Annotated in this window: 20 protein-coding genes and 13 pseudogenes; 2 read left to right on the top strand and 31 right to left on the bottom strand. The window is 43.8% G+C overall.

All coding sequences use genetic code 11. The annotated features are described in order from the left end of the window. Window positions 1-254 precede the first annotated feature (254 nt). The 18 genes and pseudogenes from SCU88_RS10420 to SCU88_RS10335 form a co-directional block, all read right to left on the bottom strand. Window positions 255-506 carry a hypothetical protein gene (locus tag SCU88_RS10420; RefSeq protein ID WP_175342207.1) on the bottom strand — a complete coding sequence of 84 codons (252 nt, stop codon included), beginning with the start codon at window positions 504-506 and terminating at the stop codon, window positions 255-257. A gap of 2 nt (window positions 507-508) precedes the next feature. Further along, window positions 509-871 carry a hypothetical protein gene (locus SCU88_RS10415; protein ID WP_431810127.1) on the bottom strand — a complete coding sequence of 121 codons (363 nt, stop codon included), beginning with the start codon at window positions 869-871 and terminating at the stop codon, window positions 509-511. Beyond that, a pseudogene (locus SCU88_RS10410) lies at window positions 844-997 on the bottom strand (RHS repeat-associated core domain-containing protein); the annotation flags it as partial. The gene SCU88_RS10415 and the pseudogene SCU88_RS10410, both read right to left, overlap by 28 nt. A gap of 66 nt (window positions 998-1063) precedes the next feature. Beyond that, a complete protein-coding gene (locus tag SCU88_RS10405; protein ID WP_175342208.1) occupies window positions 1064-1402 on the bottom strand; it encodes a hypothetical protein in 339 nt (112 codons plus the stop codon). A gap of 2 nt (window positions 1403-1404) precedes the next feature. Further along, window positions 1405-2352, bottom strand: a pseudogene (locus SCU88_RS10400) (RHS repeat-associated core domain-containing protein); the annotation flags it as partial. 183 nt (window positions 2353-2535) lie between these two features. Continuing rightward, on the bottom strand, window positions 2536-2892 hold the full coding sequence (locus tag SCU88_RS10395) for a hypothetical protein (RefSeq protein ID WP_175342210.1): 357 nt from the start codon (window positions 2890-2892) through the stop codon (window positions 2536-2538). A 1-nt stretch (window position 2893) separates the two neighbouring features. Next, a pseudogene (locus SCU88_RS10390) lies at window positions 2894-3907 on the bottom strand (RHS repeat domain-containing protein); the annotation flags it as partial. Between the two features lie 412 nt (window positions 3908-4319). Beyond that, the gene (locus SCU88_RS10385) at window positions 4320-4928 is read right to left on the bottom strand and encodes a hypothetical protein (RefSeq protein WP_175342211.1); all 609 of its coding nucleotides are present in this window, start codon (window positions 4926-4928) and stop codon (window positions 4320-4322) included. A 162-nt stretch (window positions 4929-5090) separates the two neighbouring features. Next, a complete protein-coding gene (locus SCU88_RS10380; RefSeq protein WP_175342212.1) occupies window positions 5091-5474 on the bottom strand; it encodes an Imm50 family immunity protein in 384 nt (127 codons plus the stop codon). 8 nt (window positions 5475-5482) lie between these two features. Beyond that, window positions 5483-6571: pseudogene (locus tag SCU88_RS10375) on the bottom strand (RHS repeat-associated core domain-containing protein); the annotation flags it as partial. Between the two features lie 30 nt (window positions 6572-6601). Next, window positions 6602-6745 (bottom strand): annotated as a pseudogene (locus SCU88_RS10370) (IS3 family transposase); the annotation flags it as partial. 235 nt (window positions 6746-6980) lie between these two features. Further along, window positions 6981-7460, bottom strand: coding sequence for a hypothetical protein (locus tag SCU88_RS10365; protein ID WP_175342214.1), 480 nt, complete (start codon window positions 7458-7460; stop codon window positions 6981-6983). A gap of 268 nt (window positions 7461-7728) precedes the next feature. Further along, window positions 7729-8157, bottom strand: a complete 429-nt coding sequence (locus tag SCU88_RS10360) for a hypothetical protein (protein WP_175342215.1) — start codon at window positions 8155-8157, stop codon at window positions 7729-7731. Window positions 8158-8167: 10 nt separating this feature from the next. Then, window positions 8168-8827, bottom strand: a pseudogene (locus SCU88_RS10355) (RHS repeat-associated core domain-containing protein); the annotation flags it as partial. A 166-nt stretch (window positions 8828-8993) separates the two neighbouring features. After that, window positions 8994-9479, bottom strand: coding sequence for a hypothetical protein (locus SCU88_RS10350; RefSeq protein ID WP_175342216.1), 486 nt, complete (start codon window positions 9477-9479; stop codon window positions 8994-8996). Window positions 9480-9579: 100 nt separating this feature from the next. After that, window positions 9580-9830: pseudogene (locus SCU88_RS10345) on the bottom strand (iron chelate uptake ABC transporter family permease subunit); the annotation flags it as partial. A gap of 239 nt (window positions 9831-10069) precedes the next feature. Continuing rightward, window positions 10070-10387 (bottom strand): hypothetical protein, encoded by a 318-nt coding sequence (locus SCU88_RS10340; RefSeq protein WP_175342218.1) that lies wholly within the window; start codon window positions 10385-10387, stop codon window positions 10070-10072. 3 nt (window positions 10388-10390) lie between these two features. Continuing rightward, a pseudogene (locus SCU88_RS10335) lies at window positions 10391-11488 on the bottom strand (RHS repeat domain-containing protein); the annotation flags it as partial. 119 nt (window positions 11489-11607) lie between these two features. Here SCU88_RS10335 and SCU88_RS10330 point away from each other — a divergent pair. Further along, window positions 11608-11706, top strand: a pseudogene (locus SCU88_RS10330) (SymE family type I addiction module toxin); the annotation flags it as partial. Window positions 11707-11766: 60 nt separating this feature from the next. On the opposite strand, the gene SCU88_RS10325 reads toward SCU88_RS10330, so the two are convergent. The 11 genes and pseudogenes from SCU88_RS10325 to SCU88_RS10275 all read right to left on the bottom strand — a co-directional run. Further along, window positions 11767-12030: an immunity protein TriTu family protein gene (locus SCU88_RS10325; protein WP_175342335.1), complete on the bottom strand. Its 264-nt coding sequence runs from the start codon at window positions 12028-12030 to the stop codon at window positions 11767-11769. Continuing rightward, the gene (locus tag SCU88_RS10320; RefSeq protein ID WP_431810126.1) at window positions 11990-12268 is read right to left on the bottom strand and encodes a hypothetical protein; all 279 of its coding nucleotides are present in this window, start codon (window positions 12266-12268) and stop codon (window positions 11990-11992) included. Before SCU88_RS10320 ends, SCU88_RS10325 begins: the two co-directional genes overlap by 41 nt. Then, a complete protein-coding gene (locus tag SCU88_RS10315) occupies window positions 12225-12338 on the bottom strand; it encodes a hypothetical protein (RefSeq protein WP_431810161.1) in 114 nt (37 codons plus the stop codon). The genes SCU88_RS10320 and SCU88_RS10315 overlap by 44 nt, the downstream gene beginning before the upstream one ends. 27 nt (window positions 12339-12365) lie before the next feature. Then, a pseudogene (locus SCU88_RS10310) lies at window positions 12366-12505 on the bottom strand (RHS repeat-associated core domain-containing protein); the annotation flags it as partial. A 759-nt stretch (window positions 12506-13264) separates the two neighbouring features. Next, window positions 13265-13846 carry a hypothetical protein gene (locus SCU88_RS10305; RefSeq protein WP_175342336.1) on the bottom strand — a complete coding sequence of 194 codons (582 nt, stop codon included), beginning with the start codon at window positions 13844-13846 and terminating at the stop codon, window positions 13265-13267. A gap of 299 nt (window positions 13847-14145) precedes the next feature. After that, a complete protein-coding gene (locus SCU88_RS10300; RefSeq protein ID WP_175342337.1) occupies window positions 14146-14592 on the bottom strand; it encodes a hypothetical protein in 447 nt (148 codons plus the stop codon). Between the two features lie 347 nt (window positions 14593-14939). Next, window positions 14940-15058, bottom strand: a pseudogene (locus SCU88_RS10295) (RHS repeat-associated core domain-containing protein); the annotation flags it as partial. Between the two features lie 455 nt (window positions 15059-15513). After that, entirely contained in the window at window positions 15514-16077 is a 564-nt protein-coding gene (locus tag SCU88_RS10290) for a hypothetical protein (RefSeq protein ID WP_175342338.1), read from the bottom strand. Window positions 16078-16100: 23 nt separating this feature from the next. After that, a pseudogene (locus tag SCU88_RS10285) lies at window positions 16101-17045 on the bottom strand (RHS repeat-associated core domain-containing protein); the annotation flags it as partial. A gap of 170 nt (window positions 17046-17215) precedes the next feature. After that, window positions 17216-17665 carry an SMI1/KNR4 family protein gene (locus SCU88_RS10280; protein ID WP_175342339.1) on the bottom strand — a complete coding sequence of 150 codons (450 nt, stop codon included), beginning with the start codon at window positions 17663-17665 and terminating at the stop codon, window positions 17216-17218. Window positions 17666-17680: 15 nt separating this feature from the next. Beyond that, window positions 17681-18769 (bottom strand): annotated as a pseudogene (locus tag SCU88_RS10275) (RHS repeat-associated core domain-containing protein); the annotation flags it as partial. A 22-nt stretch (window positions 18770-18791) separates the two neighbouring features. Between SCU88_RS10275 and SCU88_RS10270 the strand changes: the two are divergent. Beyond that, window positions 18792-18989 (top strand): SymE family type I addiction module toxin, encoded by a 198-nt coding sequence (locus SCU88_RS10270; RefSeq protein WP_175342346.1) that lies wholly within the window; start codon window positions 18792-18794, stop codon window positions 18987-18989. Between the two features lie 44 nt (window positions 18990-19033). Here SCU88_RS10270 and SCU88_RS10265 read toward each other — a convergent pair whose 3' ends face one another. Both SCU88_RS10265 and SCU88_RS10260 read right to left on the bottom strand, forming a co-directional pair. Further along, window positions 19034-19285 (bottom strand): hypothetical protein, encoded by a 252-nt coding sequence (locus SCU88_RS10265; RefSeq protein WP_175342343.1) that lies wholly within the window; start codon window positions 19283-19285, stop codon window positions 19034-19036. Between the two features lie 272 nt (window positions 19286-19557). Beyond that, window positions 19558-19947, bottom strand: coding sequence for an Imm50 family immunity protein (locus SCU88_RS10260; protein ID WP_175342344.1), 390 nt, complete (start codon window positions 19945-19947; stop codon window positions 19558-19560). Window positions 19948-19955 lie beyond the last annotated feature (8 nt).

Raw genomic sequence — 19955 nt, 5'->3', positions numbered from 1 at the left:
CTATGGCGTCGCGCTCCAGAATATGTACAAGGTCGGCTATGTCAGTATCCGCCATGAGAGCCGCAGGGATATCACCACCACCCGCTATTCACGCAGCCCCAACCTGCACCTCAAGGGGGACTGGCCAGGGAAGCGGGGTTTGATACCGGATGTCCAAGATCGAAGCCGGTTGCCTGATCCTGGTGACGGAGCAGGCAACGGACGGCTAAAGCAAAAAACTGGAAGGATCAGGGGCTCTCGCCGGCTTAATGCGATCAGGAACGGTTTAATTCAATTATCCATTCTTTAAAATCCTCCTCAGTATATAAATAATTTCTATCTGAGGATGGTAAATCTACCGCGCCTAATATCTCCAGGTAGTTAGAGATCACTGGATCAGATATTCTTAAAGAATCATCATTATAAATATCAAACGCCCAATCAGATACAGCCTTCCTATCTTCAAATCCTGATAGTAAACTTTGTATTTTTTTGATTAAGTCACTTTTTCTAGGGATTTCTCTCATATTTACCTTCGCCCCATATATTTACCATTCGAACCAAATATGTGGTGATTCTTTTCGTGCATTACAGGCTTTGGTGCAACGCTTCTTACACGTCCTGAATGGTCTACGGTTTCATACAATGTTCTTTTATTACCCGTCGCAGGATCCCACTCTCTTACCAATCTTGCCCCTTGCATTTCTCCAGGCGTTCTAGATGGTTTTATATCTCCATAAAAACGATAACGCCCATTCTCAAGGCTTTTAATGCCACCTGAACCATATTTTTCAGCTTGCCCATAGATATCTTTTAATTTCTGATAGTTAGCAGAATTATGAGCATCATTTCCCTTTACTGAAGAACAACTCGACAACCCCAACGGATCCACCCACCCCAGCGGATTCGGCGCATACTGATACAGGTTCAACCCGTCGTTTAACCCTATCGGGTCCTGCGTGGTAAAGCGTCCCACGCCCGGGTCGTAGTAGCGGAACAGGTTATAGTGCAGCCCGGTAAAGAATTTTTTATTTCATTAATTAAAAAATGCCGAAAAGGTATCCCTTTCCGGCCAACAATGGTTCTAACATTCGCCTGTTTTCATGAAGCGCTCAAGATTTTCAATGAAAACATCTTTCTTTTTCGTTTTTTTGATGTCTAAAACACTTACATTCTTGATCTTACCCTTTTTATCATATTCATTCTTCTGTAGAACAAGGATGAACTCACCACCTGGCACACCTTCAGGTTCATATCTTGAATCAAAACTCAACCCCATAAGCTTGTTATCTGCGCTAATCAAAGTCGAGCCATAATAATAATCGATGTACTCTTCATCAGGCTCAACTTCATAAAGGTTATTTATTCCGATATTCCATCCAGAAGGAAACCTAATTCTTTGAAGCTCTGCATTTTTAGCCATAATCACCTCACACCATTCATATATTTACTCACTTGGGTCGGAGATGCAGGGAAACTATGAATAATTGGCACCCCTGTATTCGTCATTTCTATCCTAACCCAGTCAGTTAATTGTCCACTGTTATACCCTACTGCCCCGGTAGGGTTTTTATAGAACATAAAACGAGTGCCACCATGTTCAAATACATTACCATTTCTGACCGCATCATAAGCTGCCTGTTTTTCAAACCCAGCAACCTTACTTGCATATCCTGGCAAATATGATGCCTCTGGATCCCCTTTTCGAGCCCCCTTACCTAAACTAAGTGATTTAGCTTCTTCAGCTGTTTTAGCCTGAGTATGTTTCACTGCATGATAACTTCCCGGCCTTTGAGCATTATATATGTCAGTTCTTAAACTCTTACGATTATAGTAACCATCATGAGCACACGCAGTAAGCCCCAACGGATCCACCCACCCCAGCGGATTCGGCGCATACTGGTACAGGTTCAGCCCGCCCTGCAGCCCTATCGGATCCTGAGTGGTAAAACGCCCCACGCCCGGGTCGTAGTAGCGGAACAGGTTGTAGTGCAGACCCGTTTCACTATCGGCGTACTGCCCGGCATAGCGCAGCGGCTGGTTGATGGTCGGTTTGCCCTGCCGCAGCGCCCAGCTTTCCGCCGTCTGGTGGCTGACTTCGCCAAAGCTGCCGTACTGGCCGCTCCAGCGCACGGCGCCATCAGCGTCGGTGACTTCCAGCGGCGCGCCGTTAAGATCGGCAGTGAACCAGTAGCATTCCCCGTCCTGTGCCTGAGCAGGGTGATCGACCCGCGCCAGCGGGCTCCAGGTCTCGTTCGGATCGTACAGATAAGTGGCGCATCGCTCCCCTTCCCGGCTTTGCAGCAGAAGGAAACGGATTTCCACCGTGCCGCGCCGGGTGGTAACCGCTTTCGCAATTCGGCGTCCCAGGGCCAACATAAATTTAGGATGCCTGGATAGTTAACCAGAGTTTTTGAATACAGATTTACTGTTATTCAAACCAAAGACACAGTGACATATTAAAAATAAAAATTGAATATGATGTATGCACAAGTAAAATACAGTATCAGTATAATTTTTCACCCTTTAGCGATCAGTGTATTATGAATATTCATACTATTCACCACTATATTCTATAGTCGCTTCCAGAGCACTCCGCAACCAATCCCAGAAATTATCAAACTCAAGTACGTTTTCATAACCTTCGCTGGAAAAATCATGTATAATTATTATCTTACCGCCCTTATTTTTTTCCCAACAAGCTATATCGTCGCAGTCCTCTCTTCTTGCAAAAGGGAGCAGTTCTCTGTTTGGGTAGCGTTTCTTCACTCCGTTATAACGAGTACGAAGTCTATCGCTTTCCATAATAATCCATGGATCAAAATCCAAAAGCCCCTGACTAACAATTCTCATAAAATCAGATGGATAGGAAAACCAATCTGGCAGTTCATTTTTTGTCAGCAACTGTTTCATATTAATCAATAGATCCTATAATCGTTGAACCATTTGGATACCCGTATCTGTATCCAGAAGCCTGCTTTCCGATGCGAAGGAGTATTGCCTCCTCCCATGTTGAAAGAACGCCTTTTTTAGTCGTAAAACGCTCAACAAATTCTTCCGGTAATGGACTAGCCCCTTCATGAATGCGGGCTTGCACTTTTATATTAGCCCTGGAGGCGGCTAAAATGCGAGTGTTATCGATGGTGGTTAATTTTCCATCACTCATTCTAACTACATCCACTGGCTCCCCTGCCCAGCCCTTAGTTTTCATACTATGTGTTAATTCTGCCGCCCCATTAACAGAACTCTGGCTAAACCGGATATCCTTGGGGTTTATTGCTTTGCTTCCTGTATTACACGCAGCTAACCCCAACGGATCCACCCACCCCAGCGGATTCGGCGCATACTGATACAGGTTCAGCCCGCCGTTTAACCCTATCGGATCCTGAGTGGTAAAACGCCCCACGCCCGGGTCGTAGTAGCGGAACAGGTTGTAGTGCAGACCAGTTTCACTGTCGGCGTACTGTCCGGCGTAGCGCAGCGGCTGGTTGATGGTCGGTTCGCCCTGGCGCAGCGCCCAGCTTTCCGCGGTCTGGTGGCTGACTTCGCCAAAGCGGCCATACTGGCCGCTCCAGCGCACGGCGCCATCGGCGTCGGTGACTTCCAGCGGCGCGCCGTTAAGATCGGCAGTAAACCAGTAGCATTCCCCGTCCTGTGCCTGAGCAGGGTGATCGAGTCGCGCCAGCGGGCTCCAGGTTTCGTTCGGATCGTACAGATAAGTGGCGCAACGCTCCCCTTCCCGGCTTTGCAGCAGACGCCAGCCTTCCCACAGGAAACGGGTTTCCACCGTGCCGCGTTGGGTGGTAACCGCTTTCGCAATACGATGCCCCAGGGCATCGTAGCGGTAACGGGCGGTGAATTTTCCTTCCGGCCCGGTGCCGCTGGCAGAAATCAGTCGGTTATCGGCATCGTACCCGAAATGGAGCTCACCGTGCAGGTATCGCTACGCTGGCCAGTTTGCCACATCCACTGTAGCGGTACGGGCGGTCACGGGTTGCTATCCTCAAAAAATAAAAGAGTTATCTTTTCAAGTTGGTATTGGGAACTATCTTTATTTCAAAAAAATCGATGCTGTATAAGGCATTTTCTCTATCTTAAACCCACCCAGTAAAAAATTATTTATTATTCAGGCCCAAAATCAAACAATCAGAAATATAGTTTTCATCTAATAAAAAACTCTAAAAGGCTTTAGCGCCGAATAAAAAACACCATGAGATATCCCTACCTGCTGAATGATAAATCCACTCGCATTTTTTTAAATATCCATTTAGACATTCTCTCCCATCCATTTGGCACTCCCCTTGCAATAGTCCGTTCTACGTCCCACCTTCCAGCGCTATCTATTGTTTTTCACTTAGTTCATCAATAGAATTTAGCTCCATACAATCAACACCGATAACGCTCGCACATTTATTTATCTCGTTCCAAACGGACAAATCAAAAATCAACATGGATTGCCCTGCCTCTGGCATGAAAAACCTACTAAGGAAAAAGTCCGCATTGGTATTTATTAATTCATTTATTTTTAACACATCGAATCTGTCATCAACTTGAATATTATACAAACAAGGTTTTTCAACAATCGCAACTGGCATCATCCCTTTTCTTTCTCTAAGTTTATTCTTTAACTCAATGGACGAGAACCCGGAATAGCTATTTAACAAATCATTATTAATTAAAGAATCGCCATATAAATATAATCCATTTATATCAATGCGTTCCGTTTTCTTGACGCCATGGCTTGTATAGAGCGAAATCTCCTTGCCAAAAACACAGGATAAAATATAAGACGCATTTTCTGTGAAAAAACCAAATTCCCCACAATCACTTTCATCAACATAATACTGATAACATACACAATATGGTAGGGACGCTAAATCATTATCACCAAAAAAAACTTCTCCCATCCATTCCTCATAAGGAAATTTAACTATTCTTTCTGTAATCATACGTTTTCTCACCAAGTAAAAATAACAGTATTCCTCTCAAATTTAATCAGGCAGCAAAATAGCTGCCACACAGATTAATTACGGGTTATTAAATTACCTTTCCATTCAAGGCTAGTCGCAAAACACCAAAACAGAGCCAATAAACACTGACACATACAAACCCTAATTAGACAAATAAACCGACGGCCCCATAAACCTTACATCACCGCATTCAAAAGAAATAGCCAAATTATCTCCATTCAGAGATACCCGATATAACAAACCCACTTTCTCAATTTTAATATTTGCAAGCATGCGCGTACCTACATCATTAAAACTCAGCTGAGTCACGCCACTACAATTAATGCCTGCGCGACATTTATTATAGTCATTCCCCCATTTTTTTGGAGGGTTATCTGGGAGCGACCCAACCAGATCGAACTCAATTAGTATCGACGGCCCGTCTCGCTCAATCTTTACAGAAAAAACATCCACCATTGACATTTTCAATGGTTTTGAAAAAACTTTTCCCAGTAAAATCGTTCCATCTAGATCATTCCAGTTCATATATCACCTCAATAACTATAATGTTCCAGCGTTCCCAGTACACTGCCAGTTCTGGTGTTTTCGCTTGGACGAACATTAAAGTGCGCCCCCTGATTACCTACGCTGTCAGGAGAATAATGACCAGCAGCATGATCCTGTATGATTACTTTTTTCCCACCAGCTGTAGAAAATTGATACTCCCTTGTCCAAATAATATCTCCAGAGTCTGTCAAGATATTATCACCATTAGAATTTGTCATTCTAACGCTTTTGTATTCGCCTTCAAAACCAGTTTTTGGATTAAACACCTTATCAGGCCTTTGGCCCATAGGTATTCCAGCATCTCTTTTTGCAGCTCTAAACGCAGCATTCCTGGACGCAAATTGTGTGGAACAACTACTCAACCCCAACGGATCCACCCACCCCAGCGGATTCGGCGCATACTGGTACAGGTTCAGCCCACCATTTAACCCAATAGGATCCTGAGTGGTAAAACGTCCCACGCCCGGGTCGTAGTAGCGGAACAGGTTGTAGTGCAGACCGGTTTCACTATCAGCGTACTGCCCGGCATAGCGCAGCGGCTGGTTGATGGTCGGTTTGCCCTGCCGCAGCGCCCAGCTTTCCGCCGTCTGGTGGCTGACTTCGCCAAAGCTGCCGTACTGGCCGCTCCAGCGCACGGCGCCGTCGGCGTCGGTGACTTCCAGCGGCGCGCCGTTAAGAGCGGCAGTGAACCAGTAGCATTCCCCGTCCTGTGCCTGAGCAGGGTGCTCGACCCGCGCCAGCGGACTCCAGGTTTCGTTCGGATCGTACAGATAAGTGGCGCATCGCTCCCCTTCCCGGCTTTGCAGCAGACGCCAGCCTTCCCACAGGAAACGGGTTTCCACCGTGCCGCGTTGAGTGGTAACCGCTTTCGCAATACGTCGCCCCAGGGCATCGTAGCGGTAACGGGCGGTGAATTTTCCTTCCGGCCCGGTGCCGCTGGCAGCAATCAGTCGGTTATCGGCATCGTAGCTATAGTGCTGCTGATGCAGACCGTGACGACGCTGAATCAGATTGCCGCGCGCGTCATAACGAAAGAACAGGTTTTGCCACTGGCCAAGCCGGTTATTAACTACCGGCTGCGGCATCGGATTCCAGCAGATGCAACAACGTTTGCTACGCCAGTTGTAGAGCTGAGATCCATAAAGACTAAGTTCCCGGGCAACAGCAGCAACACCAATGTGTTAGGGCTTCGTTGCGGAACTCCGACGAATATTACGTGGCTTCTTACTGGCTGATACTGGTTTTGTCATGTGAGCGAGCTCTGGTTGAGAGTTTACTCACTTAGTCACGTGTCCACTATTGGTGGGTAAGATCACCTCACTAAAGTACTATTTAGATCTATCCATTATGATCGTTTCACAACCAGATCCACGAAAATTTTTGCTACTGATTCTGCGGGAGTTTTCTTAATCCATTGCGCTAAAGCATAGACATTATATTTTCTTCCAGAAAAGTAAACTACTTCCCCCCAGTGCAAAACAAAAATCATTTCCTATTCAAGTCCCAGAATGAATAATCAGAAACATAGATCTCATTTAACTCTAAATCATGTGGTATATGACTTATATAGTCAGCAATTTCATTATAGGGTGAAGGCAATGTCAATGCCATACCGTAGTCGTCATCAATAATAATAGTACCATTTAATATTTTTTGATTACTTGTCAAAGCCACCAGCTCCCCCATAGTCATTCCTGAGTAGATTTTATCTTTATATTTTCCTTTATAAGCCTCATTACACCCCACAGATAAAATCTTCCCATCAGCAGTAGTAGAAAAAACTATTACACCATTATTTAAACTATATCCGAACATTTTCTCATTCGAAGGGTAAGGAATTGCATATTCTTTCACAACAACATTGAAATATCCATAAATCTCAGAAGAATAACAATCAACATATTGATTAATTTCAATACCCCCCAATGATGTATAGCTTTTTATATCTGCATAAATATCAATCATATCATCCACCGCTCATCAATACACCGTCAACATAGACAGGCGAATCGTTAATAAGATCGTAATTTTTAAACCCTTCGCGGCCTATTCTTCCTAATACTTCATCAGCACCTTTACCATTCGCCTTATAAACTTTCCAATAATCATTACCATGGATATTTGATTGAGATGGGGAGCCTCCTCTGAATATATTAATAAAGTCATGCCACAGGATCCTGGTTTATTTATAATTAGTGAATTCTATTTCAGTGCAGGTTCAAGAAAAAAAGAATCATATCATTTCTTCATAAAATGATATCGTATATTCATCATCACTAAATGCTAGTATTTTTCTTGGTGATTTAACAAACAAAATTAAGTCATTATTCCCATTCAAAGAGCAAATGCTTTTTATAAAAAGCATCCCATCAAATATTTTAAATCTTACAAAATAGTATTCATTAGCATCTATAAAAACCTCCCTACCAATTATACTGCTCAGGCATTCCATCTGCCATTTTATAACTCCATCACCAATCAATTTCAGGCAAACCTCCTGCGTAGGTTTAATTTCTCGCTGGTAACCAAAAATTTTTTTTATTTTTTCACAATATTTATCAAAATCCCCTCTCTCATGCTCAATGAAGTCTATATCACTTACACCCTCTACATCTTCAAAAAATGCCACCACCTTATTCAAGGCTATTTTTTTCTTTAACACTTCTTTTCCATTAGTAGTCATAATATATATGATGGCCTCCTGAACTATCTGCTGGAACTTTACCATCGCGTTCTGTTTTAAAATCATAAGAGTAAGGAGATGTTTTTGCTTTTCCTGCATGGAAATGAGCATCACCTATTTTATTCCGTGGATCACTAGTATGTTCCACAACCACAACTTTGTGTCCTTCAGCATTCCTGTACTGATAAAAATTACCAAACTCAGCGGGATTCTCTGAATAAACGTAATTACTATAGCCTTGTCTTTGGCGATTATTACCAACCTGCCAGTGGCTTTCGTGCTGCTGAGACCGAGGTATACCCGCCGTATCTTTTGCTTTATTCATTGCCATACGGCGATTACGTCCTGCTTTAATCGGACAACTACTCAACCCCAACGGATCCACCCACCCCAGCGGATTCGGCGCATACTGATATAAATTCAGCCCGCCGTTTAACCCTATCGGATCCTGAGAGGTAAAACGCCCCACGCCCGGGTCGTAGTAGCGGAACAGGTTGTAGTGCAGACCCGTTTCACTATCGGCGTACTGCCCGGCATAGCGCAGCGGCTGGTTGATGGTCGGTTTACCCTGCCGCAGCGCCCAGCTTTCCGCCGTCTGGTGGCTGACTTCGCCAAAGCTGCCGTACTGGCCGCTCCAGCGCACGGCGCCATCGGCGATAAATTAGTAGCACCCGTTGGTGATCGATAGACATCTTATGATAAAGGCTGCCTTGCTCCTGCTGTAGAGAGTAAACGCTTCTTTTATACAAGATACCTTCACTCTTACCAGGAATAGGAATCGATTATCAGCTAAAATATTCTGTCAACTCAACTCATTAAAATTTATTGTTCTTTTTATATTCATTCCACTCATTTTGCGTTTTAAATGATGTTCTATAATTACATACGATCCCCCCTACACAATTCCAATGGTCATAAGCAGCATCGATATGTTCTCGTTCATTTCCATAAGGAATTGCCTGCCCAGTACGTTCAAAAAACCATTGCTGCAGTGCCTTTGTAACTTTTCCTTCTGGTTTACTTTGTTTCCCATCGATTAGCTTCTCAGGAGCAAGAAACCATGAGCACAATAATGACTTATCATTTACAGGGGAAGTAAATGTGACTATCAGATACAATTTCCCAAAAGTTTCTTTTTTATCAAAAATAATCCTTCTATAAGAAACGATCTCTCCGAGTTCATTTTTAATCCATTCTTCCCAATCTTTTTCAGTCGGTATCAATTCTATTTTAGTTACATCACTGTTCAACCTGATACTTTCCATTAGATATATAGAACCATCACTAGCAATGTTAATCATGTTAAAACCCCAATTCAAATGGATGGCCAATAGGTTCAAGTACTCCTTTATAATTTGATAAAAAGAACTGAGTTCCACCTCCGGTACCGAATCCTTTAGTTGGATCTTGTGCTAGCGCCTGCATCACCGTTCCACTCACCGCCAGCGCCGCCCCACCAGCACCACGGCCAGAGTACGCGGCAGACGAATTTCGCCGACGAACAGCCGATCGGCATCGCTAAACCAGGCGCCAGGCCCGATCCACTGCTCCCCGGCGCACAGACTCAGAGCCGCAGCGCACAGCAGCAGCAGTGCCAGCCCGCACAGCCAGCGGCGCTCGCGACGACGTTGTTGGACAATAAATGGCAGCATAGAACGGCTTATCCTGATGGCACAGGGGGTTGATTTTACGGGGAGTTTGGGTGGGTGGGAAGGGATGGAATAAACGCCCCTAATAATTCAATACAACTAACTGAATGGTAGAGAACACTAACTCTACAGAGCTATGAGTATTTAGTGGTATCAAAAAACAGTATTTCCCTCAGATTTAATCAGGCAGCAAAATTGCTGCCACACAGATTAATTACGGGTTATAAAAATGCCCTTTCAACCTAGTCTCTGTAGGGGAACAAATACTGCTCAAGCACTTCTTTTTTAATTTTCTCATCCAGAACCCCCTCTTCAGATTCTGAACGCTTAATCTTATTTATCGCTATTTTTTTGTTAGCTTCTGGAAGAACAGAAAAAACCTTACCCCACTCATCTTCATATCCATACATTGCCAGAAGCTTACTCAATGACGAATTTATTATCGGGCTGCTACAATATAATAACGAATCAGTATCCTCACACTCAAACTTCAAATAAAGAATGGCTTTAATCAAAGCATTTACTTCACTCCTGTCAAGTTCTATTTTTTCAATTTTCATTATTTAACACCCCCTTACTTTAACCTGATTATCGGTCAATTTCAATCTAGTTTCATAATCCAAACTCGACAAGGATGAGTAAGGATTTTTACCAGAATATAACACATCATTAAGCTTTAATCTCCCGCTGTGTATATATTCCAGGCGAGATGATAGATTGATGTTAGCCCTCTGAGCTTCATCAGTTTTAAAGATTATAGAGTAATCCCCACGACCAGCATATCTTGGGTTATTAATCAACAAATCTCGCATCACGTCATCAGGAGACATTAATATATCCGTTATATAAACCTTTCCTTTTGCATTAGGTTCAAGAACACCAGACTTCATTATACTGTCAAACCCTGCTTTATCAGTATAATGAATAAATATATTTTCTCCGCTCAACCCCAACGGATCCACCCACCCCAGCGGATTCGGCGCATACTGATACAGATTCAGCCCGCCGTTTAACCCTATTGGATCCTGAGTGGTAAAACGTCCCACGCCCGGGTCGTAGTAGCGGAACAGGTTGTAGTGCAGACCGGTTTCACTATCGGCGTACTGCCCGGCATAGCGCAGCGGCTGGTTGATGGTCGGTTTGCCCTGCCGCAGCGCCCAGCTTTCCGCCGTCTGGTGGCTGACTTCGCCAAAGCTGCCGTACTGGCCGCTCCAGCGCACGGCGCCATCGGCGTCGGTGACTTCCAGCGGCGCGCCGTTAAGATCGGCAGTAAACCAGTAGCATTCCCCGTCCTGTGCCTGAGCAGGGTGATCGACCCGCGCCAGCGGACTCCAGGTTTCGTTCGGATCGTACAGATAAGTGGCGCATCGCTCCCCTTCCCGGCTTTGTAGCAGACGCCAGCCTTCCCACAGGAAACGGGTTTCCACCGTGCCGCGTTGGGTGGTAACCGCTTTCGCAATACGGCGCCCCAGGGCATCGTAGCGGTAACGGGCAGTGAATTTTCCTTCCGGCCCGGTGCCGCTGGCAGAAATCAGTCGGTTATCGGCATCATAGCTATAGTGCTGCTGATGCAGACCGTGACGACGCTGAATCAGATTGCCGAGCGCGTCATAACGGAAGAACAGGTTTTGCCACTGGCCAAGCCGGTTATTAACTACCGGCTGCGGCATCGGATTCCAGCAGATGCAACAACGTTTGCTACGCCAGTTGTAGAGCTGAGATCCATAAGGACTAAGTTCCCGGGCAACAGCAGCAACACCAATGTGTTAGGGCCTCGTTGCTGCACCTCAAGGGGGACTGGCTCAGGGAAGCGGGGTTTGAGACCGGATGTCCGGTGACGGTAAAGATCGAAGCGGGTTGCCTGATCCTGGCGACGGAGCAGGCAACGGACGGCTAAAACAAAAAGCCGGAAGGATCGGGAAGATCTTTTCGGCTTTATTTAACCTAAAAGAGCACTGAACTCTTTAAAAGCATCTAGTACCTCGTTCATTTCAGATAACTCTCTTCTGTCATTAATAATATATTGCCCGGTATTAACGTCCATTACTTCAAGAATACATGACTTATCATCCCATACAGTAAAGCGAGCAATCTTATTTTCACTTTCAAAATCAACAACTAAACTATCAGTAAAGTCATTTTTATTGATTTTAATCTCATAGTCACCACGAGATAAAATCCAATTTTTTACATCCTGGAGCATTTTTTATTCCGGTATCAGTTTTATGGGCTTTAATTTCTATTCTATTCGCTGACGGCATTTCAGGAACAGGTAAACCTTTACGCTTCGCTAAACGCCCCTCAAGAGAATCAGGTCCAACGATTTTTGCCCAACCATCATTAGTTTTAATCAGTGAATTTTCTGGCACATCAAACTCAACATACATTGTACCCGGTTTAGCTTGGACCAAAAGCTTCAATATTTGCAGGGTAAGCCACATGAGTAGTGCCAGTGGTACTTTGCACAACTCGCCCACTGTCTACCATCTGTTTATACTCGGAATCCCCCATCAAACGACCAACAGTAGCATTCGTTAGCCCCTGCGGATTCCGCGCATACTGATACAGGTTCAACCCGCCGTTTAACCCTATCGGGTCCTGAGTGGTAAAGCGTCCCACACCCGGGTCGTAGTAGCGAAATAGGTTGTATGCAGACCGGTTTCACTATCGGCGTAGCACAGCGGCTGGTTGATGGTCGCTTTGACTTGCCGCAGCGCCCAGCTTTCCGCGGTCTGGTGGCTGGCTTCGCCAAAGCTGCCGTACTAGCCGCTCCATCGCACTCATCATCAACCTCGGTAGATTATATGGATTTATAAGCCTGTTCAGCTTCTATAATCACTTCTCCTAATTCAGTGTCGAAAGGCCATTGATCTACGATAACTCGGACTATACCCAACTCTCTATTATTTTGGGATGGGATATTATCTGAGGTTATATCTTTCAAAGCCACCTCAAAAATCCGTATAAATTTTAATATTTTCACTGGAGAGCTTACAGACAATACTGGCATATTTTTGTAACAACAACTTCGTTGAGTCTATCAAGCGCCATTATTGTTTTTCCGCTGTTTTAGCTTTATTGTTCATGTTCATAAACCCATTAATTCATCAGGATTAGTGAGGTATTTTTGTATTTATCCATCAGGTAATCCAATCCCCTGAGCTGATACCCGTCCTTCAAGAAGGACCGAGCTGGCTCTAATCTGAAATCAAGCTGAACGGGATACAACAGTGAGTGACCTCATGGATCCATGAATAACCTGACGCCGCTAGAGTACTGGTTGATAGATGAAAACCCAGAAATCTCAAAAATGCGAGGAACTAAAACGGGTGTACTTACAAAAGCTCTACTCAGCATGAATTTATCTCTATAAAAGAATACAAAAAATCGATAAATCAAGGAATTAACAGAGAAAATTATCTGTTAACCTCTTATTTTCACCCAAAGAAAAAATGAAACATATTTTTTGAATACTCATCCGAAAGATGTTCTTCTGATTTTCTTTCAATTCTTTCCAAATAATCTAATTTGTAATTAAAATCATCATCAGTGGTCTCACATTGAAAATCTATTTCTTCTATTTTGACCAAGTCATGAAAAACACTCAAAAAATCTTTTAGCGAATCCGCTAGCTTTATATTTTTCTTCTGAACACTACCGTAAACCTGAGAGTTACCATCAGCTATATCACAGAAAATGACGTCATCATTCCGATTTGCAAAAATAATATAATTTTCGCTCCAGTTAGGGTCTATATTATTATTTTGACCTATCCAGCGCCATCCAGACAATGCCTTGACTAAATTCTGTCCAGAAATCAACTCCAGAAAAAGATCCCCTCCAAACGCAGGGTTATCTATCATTTCCAAGTGCTCATAAAAATAAAGAAGCTCTCCTTTTAGGGGTAACGCTAGCTTATCGCCAGACAATTTTGTTGATGTATACTTGAGTTCACCTAAACTCTGAGGGCTATTATTAAAGCAATCAACAAAATTATGTAGTACTTCATCAATATTCATACTATTCATCCTTAGTTATGGACAAGTGCCTCGAGCCCTTTGTGTTGCTGCACGATCAATCAATCTACCGCCACGTATTGCAACTCTAAGTTTTCTTTTAATGTTATGTGCATATCTTGCCACCTTTACTCGTCATATATTTTATCCCTGAAATCCCCCCATTGTGTAGGTTCCACTCAGTAATCTGCAACAGTGAGAATCCCTTACTCATCTTGAAAAGGCAATTTATTTTCACATATCATCCGTTTCATAATAATAGATTTCATTTAATCTATTATTATAATCCCCCGCAAATAATATCAGTATTTCATAAAATTACAGAAGATATCTCCAGAATCATAATCACTCTGAATCTGAAATGAAAAATCAGTGCTTATAACTCTTATTTCATCACTGACCATTTTATCAAAATCATACTTACCATTAAAGATAACACCGGACCTCATGAAGCATATCCCACAATTTTTCCAATCCTTGTCAATTAGCAGGTAAAAATCTGTATTGCATACTTCCTCCGTGATAAATGCACATAAATCATTGGTGTTTTTCATATCCAAAATAGTTTCATCTACAACGGACATGTGTTTTATTTTGTTAATTATTAAATCTGACTCCTCCAAACTCAATAATGTTAAATCGTTGCAATTAACATCTGTAAGATTAGTAATCTTCCCAAAATAACTATCCATGTTTATTTTTCCTTGCACCTTTCGAAAAAGGAGACTTCTCTTATATTCAAGCATCATGATTAACATGCTCCTGTGGATTTTTTTATAATATGCTTTACCATTTCTCAATTGCGGTCGACCATATTTATGGTTCCTGGGATCACCATAGTCATCAATCTTGACCTTTCCAGTCTCTCAGTGCGGCTTATCTGGATGACTAACATCCATTGTTTGTTCCTGCACTGACGCCATACCCCCGCTTCCTCCTGGCTTTGTAATTTTATAGGAATACTCACGACCAGAACTTTTACGTAACTGGCTTACAGGCTGTTGACTTGTGGGAATCCCCGCCTGCCTCATTGCATCTCTACGGGCAGATCTCGAAGAGGTGAAGGGATTATCTTCACTTCCCCAATAGGCTCATTACTCAACCCCAACGGATCCACCCACCCCAGCGGATTCGGCACATACTGATACAGGTTCAGCCCACCTGCCAGCCTATCGGATCCTGAGTGGTAAAGCGTCCCACGACCGGATCGTAGTAGCTTTGGAAAAGCTCACCGTCCCCGCTGTAACCGAATAGATACTACTTTGCATCCAAATATATATCTGATCCATAATCTCTGTAACTGGATGGAGATAATCACTATAAACCTCCGCGTAATGACGAGAAAAATTTTCTTAGTAGGTTATTTTTAAAATCATTATTTTTCATGCCTCCCTTAAATTATCAAACTCAGCAAAAAAACTTTCTTATTGTCTTGAGCGATAACCTTCCCTATAGCTTTGAAGTTCAATCCACTTTCATTTAAGATTTGTTTTTATTAAAAATCATAAAACACTCACATCGGTTATCCACGCTTAGGATAACCTGATAGTAACAACATTTATCTACTCGATTTGAGATATCTTTCTCTTTGAGAAAATTGATTACTAAAAACCCTGCATTTATTATTAAAAAGCAAGCTTAGCCTTCTCAATTCATATTAGCAACCAGATCTACCCATAGAAATAATCATAAAAGGCATTGAAATTATCCTTCCCTATTATTGGGGAGATATTTAACTTTAGACTCTCGATAAACTCAGGTTTTATTTCATCATTATTATCTGCAATATCAAAAATTTCATAAGAACCATATACTAGATCAATTAATCTTGTTATCGACACAATAAAATCGCAGAAATTATCTGCTATTTTAAATGGTTCTCCAACGTCATAGTTAGCATAAATAGGTGTGTTTTCAATATCTACAACAGCAATTATTGGCTTCCCCCCACCTAAGTCATCACCGATGATCAGAAACTCATCAGGATACCCCTCGTAACCAATCTTTCCTTTTCCTAAATCAGTAACAGAATAAATTTTTATTGGTGTAAAGCCGGTCTCAATTTTCAATCCTGTTGGATTATAATTTTTATAAAAAAAATTCAGCTCAGCAGATTTTGACATGCTAGCCGTGAATGATTTAGCCAAATCATCAACCGTATCAAAATTTCCAGGAATGGAGTATTTATTACAAACCGTTACGAAGTCATTTAGTACATTTTCAATATTTCTCATGATCTACCTCACATAATTTTGACTTATGGACAACTTATCAGGTTCTTACGGGTGCGACTACGGTCTATTAATCGTCCTCTGCCTGGATTCTCATAGCTGCCACGATGTCCTTGATTTCCATTTAAATGTTCATCATAACCACTAGGATGATTAGCATTCTGGAGGAAAACGATATTCCTTGGATCACCTTGCCACTTTCCACCCAGGGCACCATTACCCTTAACACTATTAATATGGTGCCCAGTATATCCCATCTCGGACATTACCGATGAAAGTTGGCGATTGTTCTTTGTACTAAGAATTACTTCACGTTCGGCAGCATTCCATTCTCTGCTCCCTCCCCCAGCAGCAACCAACTCTCTTTCTTCACCCCATGCACGGCTAATTGCAGTCGCTCTCGCCCCTGGCTCGGCACTTAGAGTAGGAGCTGGTTTGTATCGAACTAAATCATCAGCAGCCAACCCCAACGGATCCACCCACCCCAGCGGATTCGGCGCATACTGGTACAGGTTCAGCCCGCCGTTTAACCCTATCGGATCCTGAGTGGTAAAACGTCCCACGCCCGGGTCGTAGTAGCGGAACAGGTTGTAGTGTAGACCTGTTTCACTATCGGCGTACTGCCCGGCATAGCGCAGCGGCTGGTTGATGGTCGGTTTGCCCTGCCGCAGCGCCCAGCTTTCCGCCGTCTGGTGGCTGACTTCGCCAAAGCTGCCGTACTGGCCGCTCCAGCGCACGGCGCCATCGGCGTCGGTGACTTCCAGCGGCGCGCCGTTAAGATCGGCAGTAAACCAGTAGCATTCCCCGTCCTGTGCCTGAGCAGGGTGATCGACCCGCGCCAGCGGACTCCAGGTTTCGTTCGGATCGTACAGATAAGTGGCGCATCGCTCCCCTTCCCGGCTTTGCAGCAGACGCCAGCCTTCCCACAGGAAACGGGTTTCCACCGTGCCGCACCGGGTGGTGATCGTTTTCACAATGCACCCGACTGCTGCTGATACAGGCCGTGACGGAGCTGAATCAGATTGCCGTGCACAGTATAGAGCTGCTGATCCAGAATAATTAAGTGAGATTACCCAGCGTAATTAACCCCCCATGCAATAGTCTCATACTAAGTTTAACTACGCCTAAACGTATTAAAACCTTATCCCCATGCTTCATCTTCTGTAATGATTTTAGAGAGAAAGCTATTCAGTGTATTATCTAAAAAAATGAGTTCATCAGACTCAATGTTCGCAAAGTAAATCTGTTCATTTACTTTAGATATACAAAAAGGGAACCCCCCATTAGTAATGGCGAATGGTATATAACCTTCCGGAATTATTTTTTTCCTCTCGACAAAAGAAAAATAGGCATGTTCAACAGTAAGATCCCCATCGAAACGAGGGTAGGTTATAGGAAGAAAATATTTTACATCTAATTCCATGCCATCATCAGATATGTAAATACAACGTTCATCAGATAACTCGCCACCATTCCCTGACAGATAAAACATTTTTATTTCGTTTGAGAATCTAACATTGACCACCCGTTCAAATTCATTATAAACTTTATCAGTCAATGCTTTTGATGTATTTACTGTTAAAAATTCCATATGATGCTCCGAAATTCATGGACATGTTTTAGGAAGTCGGCCCTTCAACCACCCTTTGCTATGTGATACTTTAATTGCTTCAGGCGTCTCATACTTAACACCAAAATGCTGTTCAAATTGAGATACAGATCCCCTATGAGGAAATGACTCAACATGAGTTTGTGTTTTTACCAACTGCATAGTGGTTTTCCCCGTTTCCGGATCGAAGTCATCCACATGATGCCAGGTATATGAAGCTGCATCAGATTTTTTAATTCCAGCAGTTTTATAAGCAACCGTAAAATCTCGTCCCCGACTTCCTTGCATCATAATCTGAACAATATTCCTCTGCCCATCCTTCACAGGAAATAAATCAGGGCTGCCAGCAAAATCCACCCCCGTTAACGTTAAGCCCATGGGGTCGATCCACCCCAGCGGATTCGGCGCATACTGATACAGGTTCAGCCCGCCGTTTAACCCTATCGGATCCTGAGTGGTAAAACGCCCCACGCCCGGGTCGTAGTAGCGGAACAGGTTGTAGTGCAGACCGGTTTCACTATCAGCGTACTGCCCGGCATAGCGCAGCGGCTGGTTGATGGTCGGTTTGCCCTGCCGCAGCGCCCAGCTTTCCGCCGTCTGGTGGCTGACTTCGCCAAAGCTGCCGTACTGGCCGCTCCAGCGCACGGCGCCATCGGCGTCGGTGACTTCCAGCGGCGCGCCGTTAAGATCGGCAGTAAACCAGTAGCATTCCCCGTCCTGTGCCTGAGCAGGGTGATCGACCCGCGCCAGCGGACTCCAGGTTTCGTTCGGATCGTACAGATAAGTGGCGCATCGCTCCCCTTCCCGGCTTTGTAGCAGACGCCAGCCTTCCCACAGGAAACGGGTTTCCACCGTGCCGCGTTGGGTGGTAACCGCTTTCGCAATACGGCGCCCCAGGGCATCGTAGCGGTAACGGGCAGTGAATTTTCCTTCCGGCCCGGTGCCGCTGGCAGAAATCAGTCGGTTATCGGCATCATAGCTATAGTGCTGCTGATGCAGACCGTGACGACGCTGAATCAGATTGCCGAGCGCGTCATAACGGAAGAACAGGTTTTGCCACTGGCCCAGCCGGGTATTGCTTACCGGCTATGACGTTGCACTCCAGAATATGTACAAGGTCGGCTATGTCAGTATCCGCCATGAGAGCCGCAGGGATATCACCGCCCCCCTCTATTCACGCAGCCCCAGCCTGCACCTCAAGGGGGACTGGCTCAGGGAAGCGGGGTTTGAGACCGGATGTCCGGTGACGGTAAAGATCGAAGCGGGTTGCCTGATCCCGGCGACGGAGCAGGCAACGGACGGCTAAAACAAAAAACCGGAAGGATCGGGGCTCTCGCCGGCTTAATGCGATCAGGAACGGTTTAATTCAATTATCCATTCTTTAAAATCCTCCTCAGTATATAAATAATTTCTATCTGAGGATGGTAAATCTACCGCGCCTAATATCTCCAGGTAGTTAGAGATCACTGGATCAGATATTCTTAAAGAATCATCATTATAAATATCAAACGCCCAATCAGATACAGCCTTCCTATCTTCAAGTCCTGATAGTAAATTTTGTATCTTTTTGATTAAGTCACTTTTTCCAGGGATTTCTCTCATATTTACCTTCGCCCCATATATTCACCATTCGAACCAAATCGGAATACCACCTTAATTGCTCAAAAAACCACCACATTAGTTAGTGACTGGTTTCACCGAAACAGCATGCTGAGCACTGGAGCACTCCAATCCATTAACGAAAAGCCCTTCCCACCTTAACTGGTCAAGAGCAACTAATACAGGTTCATTCCATCACTGTCACTTCTATCTAATATCAGAAACGCTAATATTATCGATAACTAAAGCCAGCATTCGACCCGATTATATAAAAATCACCCCCATCGCTCGTCGATATATGGCTCAATGCTTTCTATTGTTAAAAATTTAGAGCGGCAGTATAATTCAAGATCGTTTTCATTTACTATGATCTCAGAAAAATCGCTCATCGAACTTATTTTTGGAGAACAAAAGAAACCAACTTTTGAACCTGATAATTTTAATTCAACCATATCACCAAAAGTAATGATAAAACTAAGTGCATTATACCCTTTCCCATCCCATTTTTCTGGGTGATTTTGGGGTAGCCCCTTGTGAAAAAAGTTAATTTTCAAATCTGAAAACCTTTCCAGAGTAATACTACCCAATTCTATATTCTTAATATCAAAATCACCACCAAACATAAATCTTATTTTGTCCCCACCCATTGCATTTTGAAACCACATATCAACCT

Source organism: Jejuibacter sp. L23 (assembly GCF_050815825.1).
Taxonomy (GTDB): Bacteria; Pseudomonadota; Gammaproteobacteria; order Enterobacterales; family Enterobacteriaceae; genus Jejubacter; species Jejubacter calystegiae.
Note: the sequence above shows the minus strand (reverse complement) of the source record. Positions and strands in the feature narration are given on the sequence as shown.